17 protein-coding genes are annotated in these 21427 nt (G+C 56.7%); 15 read left to right on the forward strand and 2 right to left on the reverse strand.

Annotation, left to right across the window (positions count from 1 at the left end):
• The first annotated feature begins 264 nt into the window (after positions 1-264).
• The 8 genes from KDN35_RS12250 (at position 265) to KDN35_RS12285 (ending at position 11379) form a co-directional block, all read left to right on the forward strand.
• Complete coding sequence (locus tag KDN35_RS12250) at positions 265-2223, forward strand: putative thiazole-containing bacteriocin maturation protein (RefSeq protein WP_212132821.1); 1959 nt, start codon at positions 265-267, stop codon at positions 2221-2223.
• The gene (locus tag KDN35_RS12255; RefSeq protein WP_212132822.1) at positions 2220-4163 is read left to right on the forward strand and encodes a TOMM precursor leader peptide-binding protein; all 1944 of its coding nucleotides are present in this window, start codon (positions 2220-2222) and stop codon (positions 4161-4163) included. The genes KDN35_RS12250 and KDN35_RS12255 overlap by 4 nt, the downstream gene beginning before the upstream one ends.
• 21 nt (positions 4164-4184) lie before the next feature.
• Positions 4185-5762, forward strand: a complete 1578-nt coding sequence (locus tag KDN35_RS12260; RefSeq protein WP_212132823.1) for a SagB family peptide dehydrogenase — start codon at positions 4185-4187, stop codon at positions 5760-5762.
• A gap of 606 nt (positions 5763-6368) precedes the next feature.
• The gene (locus KDN35_RS12265) at positions 6369-7322 is read left to right on the forward strand and encodes an ABC transporter permease (protein ID WP_171566292.1); all 954 of its coding nucleotides are present in this window, start codon (positions 6369-6371) and stop codon (positions 7320-7322) included.
• Positions 7312-8262, forward strand: coding sequence for an iron chelate uptake ABC transporter family permease subunit (locus KDN35_RS12270; protein WP_171566291.1), 951 nt, complete (start codon positions 7312-7314; stop codon positions 8260-8262). Before KDN35_RS12265 ends, KDN35_RS12270 begins: the two co-directional genes overlap by 11 nt.
• Complete coding sequence (locus KDN35_RS12275; protein WP_171566290.1) at positions 8256-9014, forward strand: iron ABC transporter ATP-binding protein; 759 nt, start codon at positions 8256-8258, stop codon at positions 9012-9014. Before KDN35_RS12270 ends, KDN35_RS12275 begins: the two co-directional genes overlap by 7 nt.
• 187 nt (positions 9015-9201) lie before the next feature.
• Complete coding sequence (locus tag KDN35_RS12280) at positions 9202-10128, forward strand: siderophore ABC transporter substrate-binding protein (RefSeq protein WP_171566345.1); 927 nt, start codon at positions 9202-9204, stop codon at positions 10126-10128.
• A gap of 240 nt (positions 10129-10368) precedes the next feature.
• Complete coding sequence (locus KDN35_RS12285; RefSeq protein WP_171566289.1) at positions 10369-11379, forward strand: LLM class flavin-dependent oxidoreductase; 1011 nt, start codon at positions 10369-10371, stop codon at positions 11377-11379.
• 121 nt (positions 11380-11500) lie between these two features.
• Here KDN35_RS12285 and KDN35_RS12290 read toward each other — a convergent pair whose 3' ends face one another.
• Positions 11501-12046 (reverse strand): GbsR/MarR family transcriptional regulator, encoded by a 546-nt coding sequence (locus tag KDN35_RS12290; RefSeq protein ID WP_212132824.1) that lies wholly within the window; start codon positions 12044-12046, stop codon positions 11501-11503.
• Positions 12047-12298: 252 nt separating this feature from the next.
• On the opposite strand from KDN35_RS12290, the gene proV reads away from it, so the two are divergent.
• The 7 genes from proV to KDN35_RS12325 all read left to right on the forward strand — a co-directional run bounded on the left by proV (position 12299) and on the right by KDN35_RS12325 (position 20934).
• The gene (gene proV, locus KDN35_RS12295) at positions 12299-13528 is read left to right on the forward strand and encodes a glycine betaine/L-proline ABC transporter ATP-binding protein ProV (RefSeq protein ID WP_212132825.1); all 1230 of its coding nucleotides are present in this window, start codon (positions 12299-12301) and stop codon (positions 13526-13528) included.
• Entirely contained in the window at positions 13521-14369 is an 849-nt protein-coding gene (locus KDN35_RS12300) for an ABC transporter permease (protein WP_212132826.1), read from the forward strand. The genes proV and KDN35_RS12300 overlap by 8 nt, the downstream gene beginning before the upstream one ends.
• A 3-nt stretch (positions 14370-14372) precedes the next feature.
• The gene (locus tag KDN35_RS12305; RefSeq protein WP_171566285.1) at positions 14373-15272 is read left to right on the forward strand and encodes a glycine betaine ABC transporter substrate-binding protein; all 900 of its coding nucleotides are present in this window, start codon (positions 14373-14375) and stop codon (positions 15270-15272) included.
• Between the two features lie 142 nt (positions 15273-15414).
• Positions 15415-16269: an SDR family oxidoreductase gene (locus KDN35_RS12310; protein ID WP_171566284.1), complete on the forward strand. Its 855-nt coding sequence runs from the start codon at positions 15415-15417 to the stop codon at positions 16267-16269.
• 241 nt (positions 16270-16510) lie between these two features.
• A complete protein-coding gene (locus tag KDN35_RS12315; protein WP_212132853.1) occupies positions 16511-18778 on the forward strand; it encodes a DEAD/DEAH box helicase in 2268 nt (755 codons plus the stop codon).
• Positions 18768-20069, forward strand: coding sequence for a ribonuclease H-like domain-containing protein (locus tag KDN35_RS12320; protein ID WP_212132827.1), 1302 nt, complete (start codon positions 18768-18770; stop codon positions 20067-20069). Before KDN35_RS12315 ends, KDN35_RS12320 begins: the two co-directional genes overlap by 11 nt.
• Positions 20070-20166: 97 nt before the next feature.
• Positions 20167-20934 carry a MerR family transcriptional regulator gene (locus KDN35_RS12325; protein ID WP_212132828.1) on the forward strand — a complete coding sequence of 256 codons (768 nt, stop codon included), beginning with the start codon at positions 20167-20169 and terminating at the stop codon, positions 20932-20934.
• Between the two features lie 162 nt (positions 20935-21096).
• Here KDN35_RS12325 and KDN35_RS12330 read toward each other — a convergent pair whose 3' ends face one another.
• Positions 21097-21414, reverse strand: coding sequence for a hypothetical protein (locus KDN35_RS12330; protein WP_212132829.1), 318 nt, complete (start codon positions 21412-21414; stop codon positions 21097-21099).
• Between the last annotated feature and the right edge of the window lie 13 nt (positions 21415-21427).

Consider the following 21427-nt stretch of genomic DNA (forward strand, 5'->3'; position numbering starts at 1 on the left):
CCCGAATATCGTGCTTGTCATGATTGGAAAAAGAGCCGAATCCCTTCACTTGCAAGGGGTTCGGCTTCTTTTTCGGTTGGAAGCGACGGGTTCGGTTGGAAGTGACGGGCCTGTCAGGATTCGTGTCAAGGAAGCGGGCGGTCTAATGAAGCCCTCCCCACAAAGTAGGCAAGAAGGACAAATAGCGGTACATATGATGAACACGAAATGTCATTGTGGGATGGATGCGCATAGTCAGCACGGCGAACGGGAGGGACCATGGGGATGACAGGTTTGAAGCCTTCGATGCGTCTGAAAGTGAAGGGAGATACGTTTTTTCTTCCCGATCCATCCGGCGGAGTACATGTTCGGAACAACGTCGGCTCGCTTTACATGGAAGGCAGGACGATCCTGCAGTGGATGGAAAAACTGATGCCGGTGTTGAATGGCGAGCATACGCTGGAGGAGTTGACGGACGGACTGCCGGCCCCGCACCGGAACCGGGTGTATGAGATTGCAGAGGTGCTGTACAATAACGGTTTTGTCCGTGATGTAAGCCGGGATCGGCCGCATCAACTGCCGGAAGGGATACGCAAACGATATGCGGAGCAAATCGAATTTTTGGACAGTTTCGCGGACTCGGGTGCCTACCGCTTTCAGACGTATCGTCAGACCAGGGTGGCTGCGGCGGGCGCCGGCACGTTTTTGCTCTCGCTGGCAGCGGCATTGTTGGAGTCGGGACTGCCCAGGCTGCACGTACTGATCACGGATGAGGCGGTCACCAATCGGCAGCGGTTGGCGGAACTGGCGGAACATGCACGAAAAGAAGACCCTGAGGTATCACTGGAGGCCATTTCGCTGCAAAAAGGGGGAGTCTTCTCCTGGCGGGAGTTTGTCCAGCCGTTTGATGCGATCCTGTACGTGTCAGAAAAGGGGGATGTCGAGGAACTGCGTCTTCTTCAAGACATTTGCAGGCAGGAAAAAAAGGTGTTCCTCCCGGCTTTGTGCATCCATGAGACAGGGATGGCCGGTCCGCTGGTGCATCCTGACAGTGCGGGATGTTGGGAGTCGGCGTGGCGTCGCCTGCACCTGTCGTCAGTGCGCAAAGACCCGAAGCAGCACGCCTTTTCCTCCACCGCGGCAGCCATGCTGGCGAATGTCATGGTGTTCGAATGGTTCAAAACGGCGGCAGGCGTATTCCGGCCAGAGCCGCAATTCTTTCTGTTGGACCTGGAGACGTTGGAAGGAAGCTGGCATTCGTTCCTGCCCCATCCGTTGGTGACGGGCTGTAAACCAATCGAGTGGATCAACGTTTCCGATCTGCCGCTTGAACGGGATGCCGGCAGGCGGGATACGGACGGATTGACTCCGGTTTTCAGCCGGCTCACATCGCCGGTAACCGGCATTTTGCACGTGTGGGAACCATTGGATACCCGGCAGATTCCATTGGCACAGTGCGTGGTTCAGGCTGTCGATCCGCTGGCGGAGGGGCCGGATCGCCTGCAGCCGGCAGTGGTTTGTACAGGGTTGACGCATGATGAGGCGCGGCGGGAAGCGGGGCTTGCGGGGATCGAGGCGTACGTGACGAAATTGGCTGATCGACTGTTGTCGGCGCTCTCCGCCGAGCAGGAGGCCGACAAGATCACGCTCCAACCGGATGAATGTATCGGCATTGGAGCAGGTGAAACAGCAGCAGAAGGCGTAAGCCGGGGACTGCGGAAGTGTTTGACCGAGGCCTTGAGGAGACGATACGCAAGCGAGCAGCCGCGCATCTCTTTGCTGCGGGTGGAAACGGTCGCAGACGAGCCCTGCCGTTATTACTTGCAGGCGTTGACCACGATGCAGGAGGCGCCGCTGATCGGCTTGGGAGAGGACGTCTGCGGGTTCCCCGTGGTGTGGGTCGGCTTGAATGGCCGGTGGTATGGCAGCGTGGGGTTCCACGTGGCGTCAGCTCTGCGGCAGTCGCTGCAGCAGGCGCTGCAAAAGGCGCAGAACCAGGCGGCGCACTCCGGGATGCAGGCGGTGGAGGTTCCCGACGTGCTGCTGGCAGACAAGACGCCGCAAAGCCTGAGCATCCCGGCGTGTGAAGCGGACGATCATGTCATGGTTGTGCAGTCCGCTTTGCAGGTGCTGCGACGAAATAACAAGCGGCTGCTGGTCTGTGATCTGGCGCTGGAGCCGTTTTTGCGCGAAGGATTGGCAGGGGTGTTTGGCGTGCTGGTGCGAGAGGAGGAGTCCCGGTGAGTGCTGGTGTGGTTGTTGTTGGAGAAGGGCTGTTGGCCGACTTCGTGAGCAGGGCATTGTCCTCTCAATACCGGATTGTTCGTCATGCCGACGTAAAAACCAGCTTGCCGGAATCGGCGGACCTCGTGCTGGTTTTGCACGATACCTGGGAGCCTGCTGTCCATAAGCAGGCTGAGGCGCTGTTTCAACCGGCCGGCATTCCCTGGCTGCGGGGCTTTGCCGCATGCGGCGAAGCCGTAATCGGACCGCTGGTGCGCCCGGGGAAGCCGGGTTGCTCCCAGTGTGCGGACCTGCGGCGGATCGTGGCGAGAATAGATCGCAGCCAGATGTGGGAATGGAAACAGGCGCTGGCGGAGCAGGGAGGAATGCCGCGGGACCCGTGGGCGTCGCGGACCGGGATGCTGCAGACAGCTCACCTGCTCATCGCCGAAGCCGAACGGGTGCTGCAGGGCGGGCAGGCCCACCTGGAAGAACACGTCTGTCTCGTCAACCTGAAAACGCTGGAGAGCTCGCGTCACTTTTTTCTGCCCGACCCGCTGTGCCCGGTTTGCGGTGAACTGCCCGACGATTCACCGATGGCGGCGCAGATTTCGCTCGCACCCCGCCCCAAGCTGAGTGCCGACAGGTACCGCTGCCGTTCGCTGGATGAGCTGAAAGACGTTCTGAGCAGGGACTACCTGGATTCCCGGACGGGATTGCTCAACGGAAAACGGAACAACTACGAGGCGCCGTTTGCCGTTGTCAGCGTCAATCTGCCGCTGTTTGTGGGGGACGAATCGACGGCGGGGCGGACGCATTCCTTCGCGGAAAGCGAGTTGTTGGCGATTTTGGAGGGATTGGAGCGGTACTGCGGTTTGGAACCGCGCGGCAAACGGACGGTCGTGTACGACAGCTACCGCAACCTTGCCGATCAAGCGCTCAACCCGCTCACGGTAGGGGTGCACGCCAAGGATCAATACGCACGTCCTGATTTTCCGTACCGACCGTTTGACCCTGACCGCCCGATCAAATGGGTGTGGGGCTACTCCTGCATGCAGGAGCGTCCGATTCTGGTTCCGGAGCTGTTGGCCTATTACAGCCTGAATTACGGGGACGGCTTCGTCTATGAGACGTCCAACGGATGCGCCTTGGGGGGAAGTCTGGAGGAAGCAATCTTCTACGGCATTTTGGAAGTGGTGGAGCGCGATTCGTTCCTGATGACCTGGTACGCCCAGCTGCCGCTTCCGCGCCTTGACCCCGATTCCCTCGACGATACGGAACTGCAATTGATGATCGAGCGTGCGAAGACGGTGGGAGGCTACGACCTGCATTTTTACAACGCGACGATGGAGAACGGCATACCAAGCGTGTGGGTGCTGGCCAAAAACAGAAAACAAACAGGAGTGAATCTCATCTGTGCGGCCGGAGCTCATCCGGACCCGGTCCGGGCGGTGAAAGGGGCGGTCCACGAACTGGCTGACATGATGGGGACGATTGACGGCAAATTTGCGGCGTTCCGGGAGAAGTATGAGCGAATGCTGGACGATCCGTTTCTGGTGCAGGAGATGGAAGACCACTCCATGCTGTACGGGTTGCCGCAAGCGGAGAAGCGCCTGGCTTTTCTGCTGAATGAAGACCGCCCGCTGCACACGTTTGACGAATCATTTCCGCAGCAGAAGAAGTCGGCCGACCTGACCGATGACTTGAAGGATATGCTCCAGGCATTTCGGCGCGTAAACCTCGATGTCATCGTGGTGGACCAGACCACACCGGAGATGCGGCGAAACAGCCTGTACTGCGTAAAAGTGCTGATTCCGGGGATGCTGCCGATGACGTTCGGGTATCACCTGACCCGCCTGGAAGGGTTGGACCGGGTGCTGCGTGTCCCCATGGAGCTGGGATATGTCAGGCAGCCGTTGACACCGGATCAGCTCAATCCCCATCCGCATCCGTTTCCATAATCCCGGACGGGAGGAAGTCTTATGCGTCTGGATTCATTTTTGCACCACCTGCACGGTAACATTGACAGGCTTGAGCCGCCGGACTGGGAGGTGGATTGGAGCGACGCGCCTCTCGCGTATAAACTTTACCGCGGCCTGCCTGTCGTCCCGCTTTCGGCGGAAGTGCCGCTGACGCTGATAGGACGGGAAGTGACCGGAACGCCTGCGCTGTCCGACATCGGCCATTTTCTCTGGTATGTGTACGGGCTGACCAAGGTCAGCCAATGGGACTATCCCGGGGATGGAATGGGATGCGAAGGCGGCGTGATGCATGCGTTCCGGCGCTTTGTTCCTTCCGGCGGGGCACTGTATCCCAACGAATTGTACCTGTATTTGCGAATCATGGAACTGCCGACAGGGGTCTATCATTACGATGCTGCACATCACCGCCTGGTGCTGCTGCGGGAAGGCAATTTTGACTCCTATGTCGCCAGGGCTCTCGGCAATCGCTGTGACGTGTCGGCGTGCTTCGGCACGGTGTTTGTCTCGACGGTGTTTTGGAAAAATTTTTTTAAATACCATAACTTTTCCTACCGGCTGCAGGGGTTGGATGCCGGAGTGCTGATCGGGCAGATGCTGGAGGTGGCGAAACGATTTGGCTTTTCGGCCGGAGTGTACTTCCAGTTTCTTGACAGGGCCATTAACCATTTGCTCGGACTGTCCGAACAGGACGAGAGCGTATATGCGGTCATTCCGCTGTCAGTGGAACCGGGGATGACCTGGTTTTCTGACAGGGGGAGTGATGAGGTGATCACGGCCAGTGAATTGTGCCGGGAGTTGATGCCTGTTGCGCATGAGCACTACGTCCGATCGCAGCGGGTCCGCCCGTATCCGATGCTGGTCAGGATGAACGAAGCCTCCCTGCTGGAATCGACACGGGCGTTTGTGCAGATAGAGGGTGAGAGGCAGGAGTCCGTAAAGGGGCGGGCGGTGTTCCTGCCCGAGGCAGAGCGGTTGGTCTATGACCTGGCAGCAGCGTGCAGAGGGCGGCATTCGCCGGGGATCGACTTCGTGCTGGGCCGGGTAAGCCAGGAGCAGCTGGCCGCAATGCTGCGGGAGGCAATTGCTTCCTTCGCCTACCGAAATGATTTGGACGGCAGCAGCGCGAATCCTCACCCTCGCATCTCGCTCTATCTCTGTCTGCATCGTGTGGAAGGAATCCCGGACGGTGCCTACCGCTATGACAGCGGTGCGCATGCCTTGCAGCTGGAACGTCCCGGCGATCATCGGCTGTCGCTCCAACAGGCCATGACGCTGGACAACGTCAATCTGCTGCAAACCCCGCTATGCCTGCATCTGGCGGGGAAGCGGGATCACCTCAAAACGGCACTGGGCTACAGGGGATACCGCATTCAACAGATGGAAGCGGGCATGCTCGTGCAGCATGTGCTGTTGGCGGCAACAGCCCTCGGAATGGCGGGGCATCCGCTGCTTGGATACGATGCGGATGTGTGCGACGGGATTTATGGCATCGCCTCACGCGGCCAAACCTGCCTGATCCAGCTCCCGGTAGGTCCCTGCCGCCCTGCCGCCCGTCTGGAGGGGAGCTTGCACAGCTAGCCGCACCGATGACGGCATTCCGCGAAAAAAGACACCTGTGACCGGGTGTTTCAGACTGAAGACAAACGGTTCATTGAATAAGCGTCCATAAGAAAATGATTTCCAGGCCGGAAGGCCTGCATATTGATCAACCGAAGGTGGAGATAAAGTTCGGGCATGGAGTGATGGGCCAAGCGAGCTCCTTTGACGACCGACTCAGCATAAAAACGAAGACGCGGGGATCAACAGGGGACACAAGTCTCACTTCATCGAAACACCCAGATGTTTGTCCCCTGCCCGCGTCTCGTTTTGGAGCGGACTTCATCCGCTTCTGTGCTGGGCGTCAAGCGAGCGAGCGGGCCCGATCTCCCATGCGCCGCGACCTTTGTCTACACGCTGAGACACCTGTGACCGGGTGTCTTTTTTCATGGGAAAACGTGATATGAAATATTGGGACATACAACCCATTGATACGGCGCTTTTTTCCAAAAACGCTGTTGACAGATACCCGGAACGTGTTAGAATAGTACCTGTCATGAGAATGATAATTAATATCATTGCTGGTGGCAGTGGCTTTTATCCGCGAGAAAACATCCCGAGTCGATCAGGGAAGAGTAAGGAAGCGACATGAAAAAGAGATATCTGTTTACTGCGCTTATCGCACTATCGGTTACATCCATTTTCATCGGCGTCAAGGACATCTCCCCGCTGGATCTGTTCAGCCTTCGTGAAGACCAGGCGCAGATCTTGTTGGTCAGCAGGCTGCCTCGACTGATCAGCATTATCATGGCGGGCGCGAGTATGAGCATCTGCGGATTGATTATGCAGCAGCTCAGCCGCAACAAGTTTGTCTCCCCGACGACGGCGGGAACGCTGGACTCGGCCAGGCTGGGTGTGTTGGTATCCTTGCTGCTCTTTACGAGCGCAAGTCCTCTGCAAAAGATGATTGTTGCGTTTGCATTTGCGCTAATCGGAACATTCGTGTTTATGAAAATTCTTGATCGAATCAAGATGAAAGACTCCATTTTTATCCCGCTTGTGGGGCTGATGTTTGGCAACATCATTACGTCCATTTCTACCTTTTTTGCGTACAAATACGACCTGATTCAAAACATATCGTCTTGGCTCCAAGGGGATTTCTCAATGATTATGAAAGGCAGATATGAACTGCTGTACATAAGCATTCCGCTGCTCATCCTCGCGTACCTGTACGCCAACAAGTTTACCGTAGCAGGGATGGGAGAGGAATTTTCCAAAAACCTGGGGCTGAACTACAAGCAAGTGGTGAATGTCGGGTTAATCATCGTCGCTCTGGTGACGTCGTCCGTGGTATTGACGGTGGGAACGATTCCGTTCCTGGGGTTGATTATCCCGAACATCGTCAGCCTCTACTTGGGCGATCATCTGAAGAAAAGCCTTGCTCACACGGCTTTGCTGGGTGCAGTCTTCGTCCTGTTTTGCGACATACTCGGCCGGATCATTATTTATCCGTACGAGATTTCCATCAGTCTTACCGTTGGGGTCATCGGAAGCGGCATTTTTGCGTACTTGTTGATGAGGAGACAGGCACATGGGGGATAAAGCAAAAGTCGGCGCTCTGGCCGCGGTTTGTGTGATACTGGTCGGCGTATTTCTCTTTATTAAACTCGGCGGCAATTGGGACTACGTCCTGCCGAAACGGCTGGGAAAGGTTCTGGCGATTCTTTTGACGGGCGGCGCCATAGCCCTGGCGACGACCGTGTTTCAGACCGTTACGAACAACCGAATCCTGACCCCCAGCATTTTGGGTTTGGATTCGCTGTACATGCTCATCCAGACGGTCATCATTTTTCTGTTTGGCTCGAAGACCCTGACGATGATGAATCACAATGTAAACTTTCTCCTTTCCGTAGGGGTCATGATTCTGTTCTCGGGCGTGCTGTACCACGTGCTGTTTAAGCGGGAGAATCAACACATCTACTACTTGCTGTTGATCGGGTTGATCTTCGGCACCATGTTCCAGAGCATGACCACGTTCATGCAGGTGCTCATTGATCCCAATGAGTTTCTCGTCGTCCAGGACAGGATGTTCGCCAGCTTTGCCAACGTCAATACGAAGATCCTCGTCCTCGCCTGTATCGCTGTCGTGCTCGTGCTGTTCTATTTTGCGCGGTTTGTCAAATACCTGGATGTCCTGTCCCTGGGAAGAGAGCAGGCGATTAACCTGGGCGTCGAGTACGATTACGTGGTCAAACGGCTGCTCATCGTCGTCGCGGTGCTGATCTCCGTCTCCACCGCACTGGTGGGACCGATCACGTTCCTGGGGCTGCTCGTGGTCAACGTGACCTATGAGTTCTTGAAGACCTATCGTCACAAATACCTGCTGGTGGGTTCGGCACTTATCAGCATCATCGCCTTGGTCGGTGGACAATTGGTTGTGGAGCGGGTCTTTTCTTTTTCCACGCCATTGAGTGTGATTATCAATTTCGTTGGCGGCGTCTATTTTCTATATCTGCTGGTAAGGGAGAATAAGGCATGGTAGATGTGAGAAACGTCTCGAAACGGTACGGTTCGAAAAACGTGGTGGAAAATGTATCGGTCACCATCGAAAAAGGGAAGATCACGTCGTTTATCGGCCCGAACGGGGCAGGCAAGAGCACGCTGCTGTCCATGATCAGCCGGCTGATTTCCAAGGATCAGGGAGAGATATACATCGACGGCCAGGAAATTGGTCAGTGGAAAAGCGGCGAACTGGCCAAGAAAATCTCAATCCTCAAGCAGTCCAATCACATCAGTCTGCGGTTGACGATACGGGAACTGGTCTCCTTTGGACGCTTTCCCTATTCGCAGGGCAGACTTTCCGAGGAGGATTGGCGCTATGTTGATGAAGCCATCCGCTATATGGAACTGGAGGAGATCCAGCACAAATACCTGGACCAATTGAGCGGCGGGCAGCGGCAGCGGGCCTATATCGCCATGGTCATCGCCCAGAACACGGAATACATTCTCCTCGACGAGCCGCTCAACAATCTGGATATGAAGCATTCCGTCCAGATCATGAAGACCCTGAGGAAAATGGTGGACGAACTGGGCAAGACCATCGTGATCGTCATTCATGACATCAACTTTGCTTCGTGCTATTCCGACTATATCGTCGCGCTCAAGGACGGCAAAGTCATCAAGGAAGGCAGCACGAACCAGATTATTCAGCCTGACGTCTTGCGCAGCATCTATGACATGGATATTCAGATCAAGGAGATCGATCAAAACAAGATCTGTGTCTATTACGCATGAGTTACATCCCTAACGGTTTCAATTATTTGATGGTTTGACCGACGCGGGCAAAGGGTCCCCGCCTGCACATCTCCGGTGATACACATCCGCAGGGCCTGCGCCCGTGAAGTCCAGCCATCAAATTATTGAATATACACAAACAATCATAGAGGTGAGCAGAGTGACCAAGAAACTGTCTGTAATTCTCATGTCGTTACTGGCAGCCGTCCTTGTGGCTGCATGCGGATCGAACAACTCCGGTCAGCCAGCGGGGGCAGGATCGGGCGCGGCACAAAGCGCAGAACTGACGATCAAGCACGAGCTGGGCGAAACAACCGTCAAGAAAAATCCTCAGAAAGTGGTTGTCTTCGACTACGGTACGTTGGATTCGCTGGACAAACTGGGCATTGAGGTGGCGGCTCTCCCCAAAACCAATCTTCCGCCGTACCTTTCCAAATACAACGATGAGAAGTACGTCAATGCGGGCAGCCTGAAAGAACCGGACTTCGAAAAAATTAGCGAAGTGCAGCCCGATCTGATTATCATTTCCGCCCGCCAAGCCAACCTGTATGAAGAGTTTAAAAAGATTGCCCCGACCATCTACCTGGGGATAGACACGAAGCGGTACATGGAGTCTTTTGCAGAGAATGCCAAGACGATTGGAAACATCTTTGACAAACAGGCTGTTGTGGAAGAAGAACTGAAAAAACTGGATGAATCCGTCAAGAAGCTGCATGAAAAAGCAGCGGCCAGCAACAAGAATGCGCTGATCATCCTGGCCAACGACGGAAAAGTAAGTGCCTACGGACCGGGTTCCCGTTTCGGCTTGATTCACGACGAGTTTGGCTTCAGGCCGGTGGACACGAACATCGAGGACTCTACGCACGGGCAAAGCATTTCCTTTGAATACATCGTGGAGAAAAATCCCGATTACCTCTTTGTGGTGGACAGAGGGGCGGCCGTAGGCGGCCAGTCTTCGGCGAAACAAGTGGTCGAAAACGAACTGGTCAAAAACACGAAAGCCTATAAAGAAGGAAATGTGGTCTATCTCGACCCGAACTACTGGTACCTGTCCGGCGGCGGACTGATTTCTGTCGCGGAGATGGTGAAAGAGGTAGAAGCCGGTCTGAAATAGTCGTTGCGGGGATCGGCGAAGGCTGTGAACCGAGGAACATCATTATAAATATATGTATCGAGCCCCTACTTGTTTTCGCGTAATGGCGGACAGGCAGGGTTTTTTCGTTACTGCCGCAGCACGGGCGGGGAGAAGCGCCAGCTCTTTTGCCTTGCGACGCCCAAACTGCACTCGGGTACACTTGGTTTATTGCCTGTCGGAGGAAAAACGTGAAATCATAAGGGAGAGGTGAGAAGCAAGATGATTCGCTTGAGCGTACTGGACCAATCCCCGATTGCCCAGGGCAGCACGGCCCCGGAGGCGCTGTCCCAGACCGTCCGCCTGGCCCGTGAACTGGACCGCCTGGGCTTTCATCGCTTTTGGGTATCGGAACATCACCATACGCTGGGGTTGGCCGGGTCCAGCCCGGAAGTCCTGGTGGCCCATCTGGCGGCGGTCACCACAAACATGCGGATAGGTACTGGCGGCGTCATGCTGCCCCACTACAGCGCGTACAAGGTGGCGGAAACGTTTCGCGTGCTGGAAGGACTGCACCCCAACCGGATCGACCTGGGAGTAGGCCGGGCACCTGGCGGCATGCCGCTCGCCACAAGAGCACTGCAGGAGGGAAAAGTAGCGGGCATCGACCGATACCCAGAGCAGTTGGATGATCTGATCGGCTATTTGTACGACACGATTGACGAGAACCACAAGTTTCCGGGGCTGCGGGCAACGCCCATCGTCCCCACCGTGCCCCAGTTGTGGCTGCTCGGCTCCAGCGGGGAGAGCGCCAGACTGGCCGCCGAGCGGGGAGCATCGTTTGCCTTTGCCCATTTTATCAACGGGGAAGGCGGCGAAGAGGCCATGCGGTGGTACCAGAAACATTTTCAGCCGTCCCTCGTAAACGATCGACCGCAGTCGATGGTGGCGATCTTTGTCATCTGTGCCGAGACCGAAGAAGCAGCGAATCGAATTGCTTCCAGTCTCGACCTGTCCCTCTTGCTGCTGGAAAAAGGGGGCGGCAGTCAGGGCACCCCTTCCGTCGAGGCGGCGCTTCGTTATCCCTATACGGATTATGACCGCTACCGGATTCAGGAAAACCGCAAGCGCATGATCGTGGGCACCAAGGAACAGGTGAAGGAACGAATCCTGCAGATGAGCGAGCGATACAATACAACGGAGTTTATGGTGGCCACCATTACACACGATTTTGAGGCTAAGCTGAAGTCGTATCAACTGCTGGCAGAGGCGTTTGACTTGTTGCCTCGGTAGGAGCGGCTGCCGCACGCAAGCACGTATGAATCGCCACGCAAGGGCACAATGAAAGCACCCGTATTGCTGCCAGATCGCAGCAGCGCGGGTGCTTTTGTGCGATAAGCGGCTGAGGACATGCCTAGCTCATCGGTTTCTTTGGTACAAACTGGAATATCTCGTGTGTTTCAAACGAGTCGATCAAGCGGGAAAGCCAGTCGTAGTATTCCAAACCGTTCTCAATGCGTTGAATGCTTGTTTGCACGCGTTCTCTCAGCTCATCCGACAGGTCTTCGCTATGGAGAAGGGCGTGCAGCTCCTGGAGTGATTTTTTCATCGCATGCACGTTGTACTCGGCCGCGCTTCTCCAACGGAGCGAGAACAAGTCAATGAAATTCTGGTACCAATCGAGGTTTACCTCGTAGTGATCCTTTCGTGCTCCTTTTTTCCAAATTTTTTCTACCATTTTTAATTCCATCAAGGTGCGCACACCGGTGCTCATGCTCGTCTTGCTCATGCCCATCGCTTTGCCCATTTCATCAAGCGTCATCGGCTTGTCTTGAAACAGCAGGGTTCCGTACAGCAACCCCGTGGACATGGTGATTCCGTACAGATCCATGTTTTTGGCGAGAGCTTCGATTACCCGTTCTTGAGCCCGTTGAAGGATTTCTTCATGTTTGGCATCCATAGCAAACAAAGCAGCTCCTCTATCCATTTTACCTGATTCGAATTGTACTAGGGAAACGACCAGAAGTAAATGACCACATCATACAGTATATACGAGATATTCTTAGTATATAGTAAAAAAAGTACGTAAAGTTTTTTCTGAACGCTATATAGCCCCAAATATCGCGGATTACCAAATTTGTGGCAGCCAACCTCGCTTCGCTACAATGAGGGGGAGCGATTGCGTCCGTACAAAAACGTTGGAGGTGACGTTATGCCGAAAATCAAGGTGGAAAATCTCACGAAAATCTTTGGACGTCAGCCTCATCGCGCGTTTGACTACCTGAAGCGGGGATGGTCCAAGCAGGACATCTTGAAGGAGACAGGCTTGACCGTGGGGGTCAATCAGGTCAGTTTTGAGGTGGAGGCGGGCGAGATTTTTGTCATCATGGGTCTGTCCGGCAGCGGTAAATCGACCCTGGTGCGCCTGATTAACCGGCTGATCGAACCGACGGCCGGCAGCATCCTGATCGATGGGGAAGACATCGTCCGGATGAACGCCGAACAGCTTCAGCAGGTCCGGCGGAAAAAGCTGGGCATGGTCTTTCAGAAATTTGCGCTGTTTCCCCACCGAACGGTGCTGGAAAACGTGGAATTTGGTTTGGAAGTGCAGAATATTCCCAAAAAAGAGCGGGAAGAGAAGGCGAAAAACGCCTTGGCGCTGGTCGGCCTCAGCGGCTGGGAAAACAGCTTTCCCGATCAGTTGAGCGGCGGGATGCAGCAGCGGGTCGGGCTGGCGAGAGCGCTGGCCAACGATCCGGACGTCCTCTTGATGGACGAAGCCTTTAGCGCCCTGGACCCGCTGATCCGCAAAGACATGCAGGATGAACTGCTGGAACTGCAGACGACCATGCAGAAAACGATCCTGTTTATTACCCACGATCTGGACGAAGCCTTGAAAATCGGGGATCGGATCGCGTTGATGAAAGACGGAGCGATCGTCCAGATCGGCACGCCGGAAGAGATTCTGACCAATCCGGCCAACGAGTACGTGGAGAAGTTCGTGGAAGACGTGGACCGCTCCAAAGTGCTGGCAGCGGAACACGTGATGAAGCGGGCGGAAACCATTACCCTGGACAAGGGGCCGCGGGTCGCCCTGCAGCTGATGAAAGACCGGGGCGTCTCCAGCCTGTACGTGGTGGACAAAAAGAAACGGCTGATCGGTGTGATCAAGGCGGACGCGGTCAATGCCGCCTCGCGGGAAGCGAAGACATTGGAAGACGTGATGGAACGCGAGGTGCCGACCGTCTCGGCCCATACGCTGTTAAACGAAATGTTCGACCTGGTGGCGTTTTCCGACGTCCCTGTAGCCGTCGTCGGCGAGCAGAACCGCCTGCTGGGTGTCGTCGTGAAAGGGGCGGTATTGGGTGGACTAGCCGGCAAGGTTAACCGGATAACGCCGTCCGATGCAGAAGCAGAAAGGCAGGTGGTAGAGGGTGAGTGAGCTGTTTCCGAAACTGCCGCTCGATCGCTGGGTGGAGCGGCTGGTCCAGTATCTGGATGAGCATCTCGGCCTGGTTTTTGACGTGATTTCGGCCATCATTGGCAGCACGGTGGATCTGTTTGCACTGATCTTTACCAGTCTGCCCGACTGGCTGTTGATTCTCGTTTTCACACTGTTGGCCTACATGGTCGGACGGTTGCGCGTCGCTATGTTCACACTGATTGGCCTGCTGTTGATCGCCAATCTGGGGTATTGGGAACATTCGATGGAAACGCTGGCGCTGGTGCTTACCGCCGGGTTGATTTCGATCGTGATCGGCGTGCCCGCCGGCATCTTGTGCGCCCGCAAAGATTCGGTGCGCAACGTGGTCACGCCGCTGCTCGACTTCATGCAGACAATGCCGGCCTTTGTCTACTTGATTCCGGCCATCTTTTTCTTCGGTCTTGGCAAGGTGCCGGGTGTGATCGCGTCTGTAATCTTTGCGATGCCGCCGACGATTCGCCTGACCAATCTGGGTATTCGCCAGGTGCCGGGGGAATTGATCGAAGCCTCGGACGCATTTGGCGCCACCTCCTGGCAAAAGCTATTCAAGGTGCAGCTTCCGCTGGCCAAGACGACGATCATGGCGGGCGTCAACCAGAGCATCATGCTGGCGCTGTCCATGGTCGTGATCGCATCCATGATCGGTGCCAAGGGGCTGGGAGCCGATGTCTACCGGGCAGTCACCCAAATCAATATCGGCACCGGGTTTGAAGCGGGGCTGGCAATCGTGATTATGGCCATTTTGCTGGATCGCATCACCCAAAACATGGGGAAAAAGAAAAACCTGCGGGAGGGATAAATAATGAAAAAACGTTGGGTCAAAGGTTTGGCGGTTCTCCTCGGAATCAGCATGCTGATGGTCGGTTGTTCCTCGAAGGAGCAGACGCCGCAGGACGCCGGCGGAGGCAGTGTCGGCCAGCAGGTGGGGTACAAGATCATCGGGATCGACCCCGGTGCCGGCCTGATGAAAGCGACGGAAAAGGCCGTCGGGGAGTACGAACTGAAGGACTGGGAGCTGGTGGAAGGCTCCAGCGCGGCGATGACGGCAGCGCTCAGCGAGGCGATCAAAAACAAAAAGCCGATCATCGTGACCGGCTGGACTCCGCACTGGATGTTTTCCAAATTTGACCTGAAGTATCTGGAAGACCCCAAAGGGGTGTACGGGAAAGAAGAGCAGATTCATACGATCGTCCGCAAGGGGCTGAAGGAAGCGCACCCGAGCGCGTATGCGTTCCTGGACAACTTCACCTGGACGCCGAGCGATATGGAAAAGGTGATGCTGGCCATCTCCGAGGGCAAAAACCCGGAGGAAGCGGCAGCTGAATGGGTGAACAACAACCAGGAACTCGTCAATAAATGGGTGCAGGGCATCAAGCCGGGCAACGGCGAAACCATCACCCTGGCCTACGTCGCCTGGGATTCCGAAATCGCCAGCACCCACGTGGTGAAAAAGGTGCTGGAAGAGAAGCTGAACTACAAGGTAGAGCTGAACCAGGTGGAAGCAGGCCCGATGTGGGCCGGCGTGGCCAACGGCGACGTGGACGGCATGGTGGCGGCCTGGCTGCCGACGACGCATGCGGATTACTACGAGAAATTGGGCAAGGACGTCGAAGACCTCGGCCCCAATCTCAACGGCACGAGGATCGGTCTGGTGGTGCCGAGCTACATGGACATCACCTCGATCGAGGACCTGAAGAAGTAAGAAAGCAAACGGGACGCTCGCGCACACGCGGCGTCCTTTTTTGTCCTGGTTCATGCGAGCTGCGTGAGATAAGATGAGAGAAACCAGATGATTGTGCAGTGGCTGGCCTGTTGGGCGGCACTTGCACAAAGGAGGAACGGTCATGACGATAGAGCGGGAAACACGAGCGGTCGCTCTGGTTACGGGAGCCTCCAGCGGATTTGGCCTGCACACGAGCGTTGCCTTGGCGCAGGCGGGGTATCGCGTTGTCGCCACGATGCGCAGTCCGGAAAAGCGGGATGCCCTGCTGCATACGGCGGAGGCAGCCGGCGTGCGGGAGAGCATTGACGTGCGGCGGATGGATGTCACCGACCATGCGGGTATTCGCCAAACCCTCGAAAAGATCGCCGCGGACTACGGCCGGATTGACGTGCTGGTCAACAATGCCGGATTTGCTGCCGGAGGAGTCGTCGAGGAAGTGGACGATCACACGTGGCGTGCGCAGATGGAGACCAACTTCTTCGGGACAGTCGCCGTCACCCGGGCCGTCCTGCCGCACATGAGAAGACAGCGGCGGGGGACAATCATCAACATCAGCAGCGTCAGCGGGAGGATCGCGTTCCCGGGGTTCGCCCCCTACGCCGCTACCAAGTTTGCCGTCGAGGGGTTTACCGAAGCGCTGCGACTTGAGGTCCTGCCGTTTGGCATCCACGCTGTTCTAATCGAACCGGGAGCGTACAAGACAGAGATTTGGCGCAAAGGATTTGCGACCATCCCCGCGCGAAAGGACTCCCCTTATCAGCCCATGCTGGAGGCCGTCCTGCGCATGGCCAGAAAGACGGCAGATACGGCGCCGCCCCCGCAGGAAGTGGCGGCGGCGGTGGTGAGAGCGGCGCTCGCTCCCGCGCCTCGTCTGCGTTATCCCGTGGGACGGGGGACAGCGGCGATGAATCTGTTCAGAAGCCTGCTGCCCTGGAAATGGTACGAGCGGATTGTGTTGTGGGCGCTCCGTCGGTGAGCGAAGGCGGAATACGGTCTGACCGGCCTGGTCCTGGGCGGTCCGGGGCTGGCCGTGGCGAAAAAAACGGGTGGTTTGGAACAGAACCCGCCGGGGCAAGCGCCGCCGGCGTTGTAACGCGGCGGCTTCCCCTCCCATGTCCATCCCATGAAGTGGATTTCCCGCGAGCCATTTACTTGTCGAACGTACATTCGTAGAATAGAGAAAGAAGGTGGTGTTCGACGTGAAAATCAAGCTGGACATGGCGCAGGTGTTGGAACGGTTGCGCCAGGACGAGCGCTTTGCGCGAAACATCGTGCATTGGAAAACCATCGAACCCCGCGAGGCGCAAACGGTTCCCTTTCCCCCTGACCTGGACGGGCGGATTCGGGAAACGCTGACCAAACGGGGGATTTCCTCGCTGTACACCCATCAGGAGACGGCTTTTCGCCACGTGCGGGATGGAAAGCACATCGTGGCGGTGACGCCCACCGCTTCCGGCAAGAGCATGTGCTACCACCTGCCGGTGATGCAGGCGCTTGCGGAAGACCCGGAGACACGGGCGCTGTACCTGTTTCCCACGAAGGCGTTGGCCCAGGACCAGAAAAGCGAGCTGCATGAGCTGATCAACGAATCGGGACTGCCGATCAAGTCGGAAACCTACGACGGGGATACGCCCGCCCAAATCCGACAGACGATCCGCAAGGCCGGCAACATCGTGATCACCAACCCGGACATGCTGCATGCGGCCATCCTGCCTCATCACACCAAGTGGGTTTCCTTTTTTGAACATTTGCGATACGTCGTCATCGACGAACTGCATACATACAGGGGCGTGTTCGGCAGCCACGTGGCCAATGTCATCCGCCGGCTGAAGCGGATCTGCGCGTTTTACGGCAGCCGTCCGCAGTTCATCTGCACGTCGGCCACCATTGCCAACCAGCGGGAACTGGCGGAGCAGCTGACGGAAGAGCCGATGGTGCTGGTGGACAACAACGGCGCGCCCACCGGAAAAAAACACTTCCTGTTTTACAATCCGCCCGTCGTCAACCGGCAGCTGAACATCCGGCGCAGCGCCACGCTGGAAGCCCGGGACATCACGGAGCTGTTTCTGTCCAACGGGATTCAGACGATTTTGTTCGCACGCAGCCGGGTGCGGGTGGAGATCCTGCTCAAGTATCTGCAAGAACTGGTCAAACGGAAGCTGGGGCCCAAGACGATCCAGGGCTATCGCGGCGGCTATCTGCCCAGCCAGCGGCGAGCGATCGAAAAGGGGCTGCGCCAGGGAGAGATCATGGGCGTGGTCAGCACCAACGCGCTGGAGTTGGGCGTCGACATCGGCCAGCTCCAGGCGTGCGTGATCACCGGCTATCCCGGTTCGGTCGCCAGCACCTGGCAGCAGGCGGGCCGGGCCGGGAGGCGGCAGGGGGAGTCGGTCGTCGTCCTGGTCGGCAGCTCCACGCCGCTGGACCAGTACGTGATTCAGCATCCCGAATACTTTTTTGAACGCAGCCCGGAGTCGGCCCGGATCAACCCGGACAACCTGATTATCCTCGTCGATCACATCAAATGCGCTGCCTACGAACTGCCTTTTTCCGAAGGGGACCGCTTCGGCCGGGCGGAGATCACGGAAATCCTGGAGTTTTTGACGGAAGAGCAGATTCTGCACCACGCCAAGGGCAAGTGGTTCTGGATGAACGACTCGTTTCCAGCGCACAACATCAGCCTCCGTTCGGCTTCCCAGGAAAACGTGGTGATCATCGACATCAGCGAGCGGGGCAACGAAAAGGTGATCGGGGAGATGGACCGCTTCAGTTCGCTGACGCTTCTGCACGACGAAGCGATTTACCTTCACCAGGGCGTGCAGTATCAGGTGGAGAAACTGGACTACGAAGAGAAGAAAGCGTACGTGCGGGAAGTGCAGGTGGATTACTATACGGACGCCAACCTGGCCGTCCAGCTGAAGGTGCTGGAGCAGGATCAGTCCCGTCGCGGGCCGCAGACCGAATACGCCTACGGGGAAGTGTCGGTCCACGCCATGGCGACCATTTTCAAGAAAATCAAGTTTGAGACACATGAAAACATCGGCTCCGGTCCGATCCACCTGCCGGAGGAAGAATTGCACACCAACGCGGCCTGGATCGGATTTTCCGAAGCGCTGCTGGAGGAAGTGAGGACAAGCGAAGTGGAGCGTGGGTTGGTGGGGCTGGCTCACGTGCTGCAGCACGTCGCCCCTCTGTTCGTGATGTGCGATCCGCTCGATCTGCACGTGATTCCGCAGCGCAAAGCGGTGCACTCCGGTCAGCCCACGATTTTCCTGTACGACCGCTATCCGGGCGGCATCGGATTGAGCGAGCAGGTGTACAAGCAGATGGAGACGATCCTGGCCCGGGCGGAGGAGCTGATCTGTTCCTGCCCGTGCGAGTCTGGCTGCCCGTCCTGCGTCGGCGCGGCGGAAGAAGGAGGCGGCAAGGAACTGGCGCTCTCCTTGCTGCGGGTCGCCCAGGGGGGAAGCCCGCATGTCTCTTAAAGCGAAGCTGAACCGCCTCAAACCGCATCTCACCCGGGAAGCCCCCAGGCAGCCGGAGGGGGACGGGATACCCGGCGGGGCTGTCAGTTCTCCGGCGGCCTCCGATACGGCGTCGCTTCTGGACATCCCGTACCGGGAAAAGTGGGCCGGCCTGCAGGCCAAACCGTACGTGCTCGACGGCGAGTACGTGATGGTGCGTGAGGTCCGCTACCCGGTAACGGCGCGGCATGGAGCTTACACGTTTGCCCAGCTGTACGAGACGATCGACGCCTGGGAGCGTGCGGGCATCCGCCATCCGCTGTCGGCGGCAGGCAAAACGGCGGAAGACCTGCTGTTTTTTGACACGGAGACGACCGGTCTGCACGGCGGAGCGGGCAATGCCGTCTTTTTGCTGGGACACAGCCGGTTCGAGGGAGACTGCGTCGTCGTCCGCCAGCACTTTTTGACCGCTCCTCACGCGGAAGCCGCCCTCTACCACTCGTTTCTGGAAGCGGCGCGAACAGCGACCGATCTGGTTACGTACAACGGCAAGTCATTTGACTGGCCGCAGGTCAAGACGCGGCATACGCTGCTGCGCGATCTTGTGCCCCGTCTGCCGTCGTTCGGCCATTACGACCTCTTGCACGGGGCGAGGAGGCTGTGGCGGGAGGATCTGGAGTCCTGCCGGCTGTCGCTGATCGAGCAGGAGAAGCTGGGCGTCCGGCGGGAGAACGATCTTCCCGGCTATTTGGCGCCGATCCGGTACTTTGACTATCTCACGGACAAGGACCCGGATACGATCAAGGGCGTCCTCGCCCACAACGAGATGGACGTGCTCTCCTTGATCACGCTGTACATCCGCCTCTCTTCCCTGCTGCTCGCCTGGGACAGGGAGGACGTCTCCGCGGAGGAGCGGTTCAACATCGCTCGCTGGTATGAAGCGTTGGGCGACGGCGAAAGTGCCCTCCGCGCCTACCGATTGGTCGCAACTAGCGGTCATCCGCTTGGCGTGAAGGCGACAATCGCGATGGGCCACTGCTACAAGCGGCAAAAAGACTGGAAACAGGCAATGCGGTTGTGGGAAGAAGTGGTCCGATCGGGCAGCTACGTGCCGGAAGACGTCTATGTCGAGCTGGCCAAAATCTACGAGCATCATCTTAAAGACTATGAACAGGCGCTGCACTGCACACTGCAGGCGTTTGACCTGTGGAAGAAAAAAAGCAGCCTGCTGCGCCGCAAGTCCAAGGCGGAGGAAGCTGCCTACCGCAAGCGGATCGAACGGCTGGAACAGCGGTTGGAACAGCATGCGTAAAGGAAACAATGAGGGGACAGGACCAGATGATTCCTGTTCCTTTTTTTGTTGACCCTCACGCTGCGTCAGCCATTATGATCGAGGTGGAGGTGATGACGTGCCGTACATGGTGAAGGAAGTGGCCGAACTGGCAGGTGTGAGCGTGCGGACACTCCATTATTACGACCAGATCGGGTTGCTGAAACCGGCGGCGATAACCCCGGCCGGGTATCGGCTGTACACCGACGAGGACCTGGAGAGATTGCAGCAGATTTTGTTTTTCAAAGAGCTTGGCTTTCCCCTGCAGGAGATCAAGCAGATTTTGGACAGTCCCGGATTTGACCGCGCGCAGGCGTTGAGGGACCACAAGCAGTTGCTGCTGGAAAAAAAGAAACGATTGGAAGAGATCATCCGCACCGTGGACAAAACCCTCTCTTCCATTGAAGGAGGAATCACAATGGATAAAAAGGACATGTTTGGCGGGTTTGACATGACAAAGATCAAGGAACACCAGGAGAAATACGCGGCGGAAGCGAGAGCGAAGTACGGCAGCGCGATCGTCGACGAGACGGAAAGACGAACGAACGCCTACACAGAGAGCGATTGGGCGCGCATCATGGGGGAATGGGAGAATGTTATCCGCGGGATCGTCGAGGCGATGGAAAACGGACCGGCCGATCCGCAGGTTCAGGAAGGCGTCGGAAAGCTGAGACAGCACATCACCCGCTACTACTACGAGTGCACACCGGAGATTTTCAGGGGGCTGGGTGAGCTGTACGTAGCCGACGAACGCTTTACAGCGACGTTTGACAAATACCGGGAAGGGCTGGCCGCCTTTTTGCGGGAAGCGATCCAACTCTACTGCGACCGGCTGCAGACTAATTGACCGAAATGGGATTGTGACCTTGGCCCATAATCTAATGAAGGTGGCGAGCATCCATCTGACTGCCATCAACTTAAAGAAACCAAGTAGCCAAAAAATGGACGGAAACCTTATCGGTTTTCCGCCCATTTTTTATTTTGGGGACTTATTGGACAGCCTCTTCTGTCAATCCAAATACTTCTCGCATAGTGATACGTACTTTCCATCTGACTTGAGCCCTTCCAAAATGCTTTTCAACATTGCACTTCTTTTGGGAAGCCGCTTCTCGAACTCTGCCACAAATGTGTCCTTGTCCCACTGTGATTTGCCAGCGTGATAAAACAGCTTTTCCAGGCGTTCCAACTCGTCGGCAGTAAAGCCAGTGGCTAAGGCCAGAATCGCAAAGCTTTTATGCTCCTTGTTCACCATATCTAAGAGTAACGTAATTGCGTCGGTGGCTAGATTCAATTTTGCTTCAAGATCCTTGATTCTTTCCTCGTACATAGCACCCTCCTTG

The sequence above is a fragment of the Brevibacillus sp. NL20B1 genome (genome assembly GCF_018195675.1).
Taxonomy (GTDB): Bacteria; Bacillota; Bacilli; order Brevibacillales; family Brevibacillaceae; genus Brevibacillus; species Brevibacillus aydinogluensis.

Excerpts from the sequence above, each read along its gene's own strand:
- KDN35_RS12275 (WP_171566290.1), top strand. The coding sequence starts at position 8,256 with ATGGTAGATGTGAGAAACGTCTCGAAACGGTACGGTTCGAAAAACGTG.
- KDN35_RS12315 (WP_212132853.1), top strand. The coding sequence starts at position 16,511 with ATGGCGCAGGTGTTGGAACGGTTGCGCCAGGACGAGCGCTTTGCGCGA.
- KDN35_RS12265 (WP_171566292.1), top strand. The coding sequence starts at position 6,369 with ATGAAAAAGAGATATCTGTTTACTGCGCTTATCGCACTATCGGTTACA.
- KDN35_RS12280 (WP_171566345.1), top strand. The coding sequence starts at position 9,202 with ATGTCGTTACTGGCAGCCGTCCTTGTGGCTGCATGCGGATCGAACAAC.
- proV (WP_212132825.1), top strand. The coding sequence starts at position 12,299 with ATGCCGAAAATCAAGGTGGAAAATCTCACGAAAATCTTTGGACGTCAG.
- KDN35_RS12330 (WP_212132829.1), bottom strand. The coding sequence starts at position 21,414 with ATGTACGAGGAAAGAATCAAGGATCTTGAAGCAAAATTGAATCTAGCC.
- KDN35_RS12310 (WP_171566284.1), top strand. The coding sequence starts at position 15,415 with ATGACGATAGAGCGGGAAACACGAGCGGTCGCTCTGGTTACGGGAGCC.
- KDN35_RS12250 (WP_212132821.1), top strand. The coding sequence starts at position 265 with ATGACAGGTTTGAAGCCTTCGATGCGTCTGAAAGTGAAGGGAGATACG.
- KDN35_RS12285 (WP_171566289.1), top strand. The coding sequence starts at position 10,369 with ATGATTCGCTTGAGCGTACTGGACCAATCCCCGATTGCCCAGGGCAGC.
- KDN35_RS12270 (WP_171566291.1), top strand. The coding sequence starts at position 7,312 with ATGGGGGATAAAGCAAAAGTCGGCGCTCTGGCCGCGGTTTGTGTGATA.
- KDN35_RS12290 (WP_212132824.1), bottom strand. The coding sequence starts at position 12,046 with ATGGATGCCAAACATGAAGAAATCCTTCAACGGGCTCAAGAACGGGTA.
- KDN35_RS12320 (WP_212132827.1), top strand. The coding sequence starts at position 18,768 with ATGTCTCTTAAAGCGAAGCTGAACCGCCTCAAACCGCATCTCACCCGG.
- KDN35_RS12305 (WP_171566285.1), top strand. The coding sequence starts at position 14,373 with ATGAAAAAACGTTGGGTCAAAGGTTTGGCGGTTCTCCTCGGAATCAGC.
- KDN35_RS12260 (WP_212132823.1), top strand. The coding sequence starts at position 4,185 with ATGCGTCTGGATTCATTTTTGCACCACCTGCACGGTAACATTGACAGG.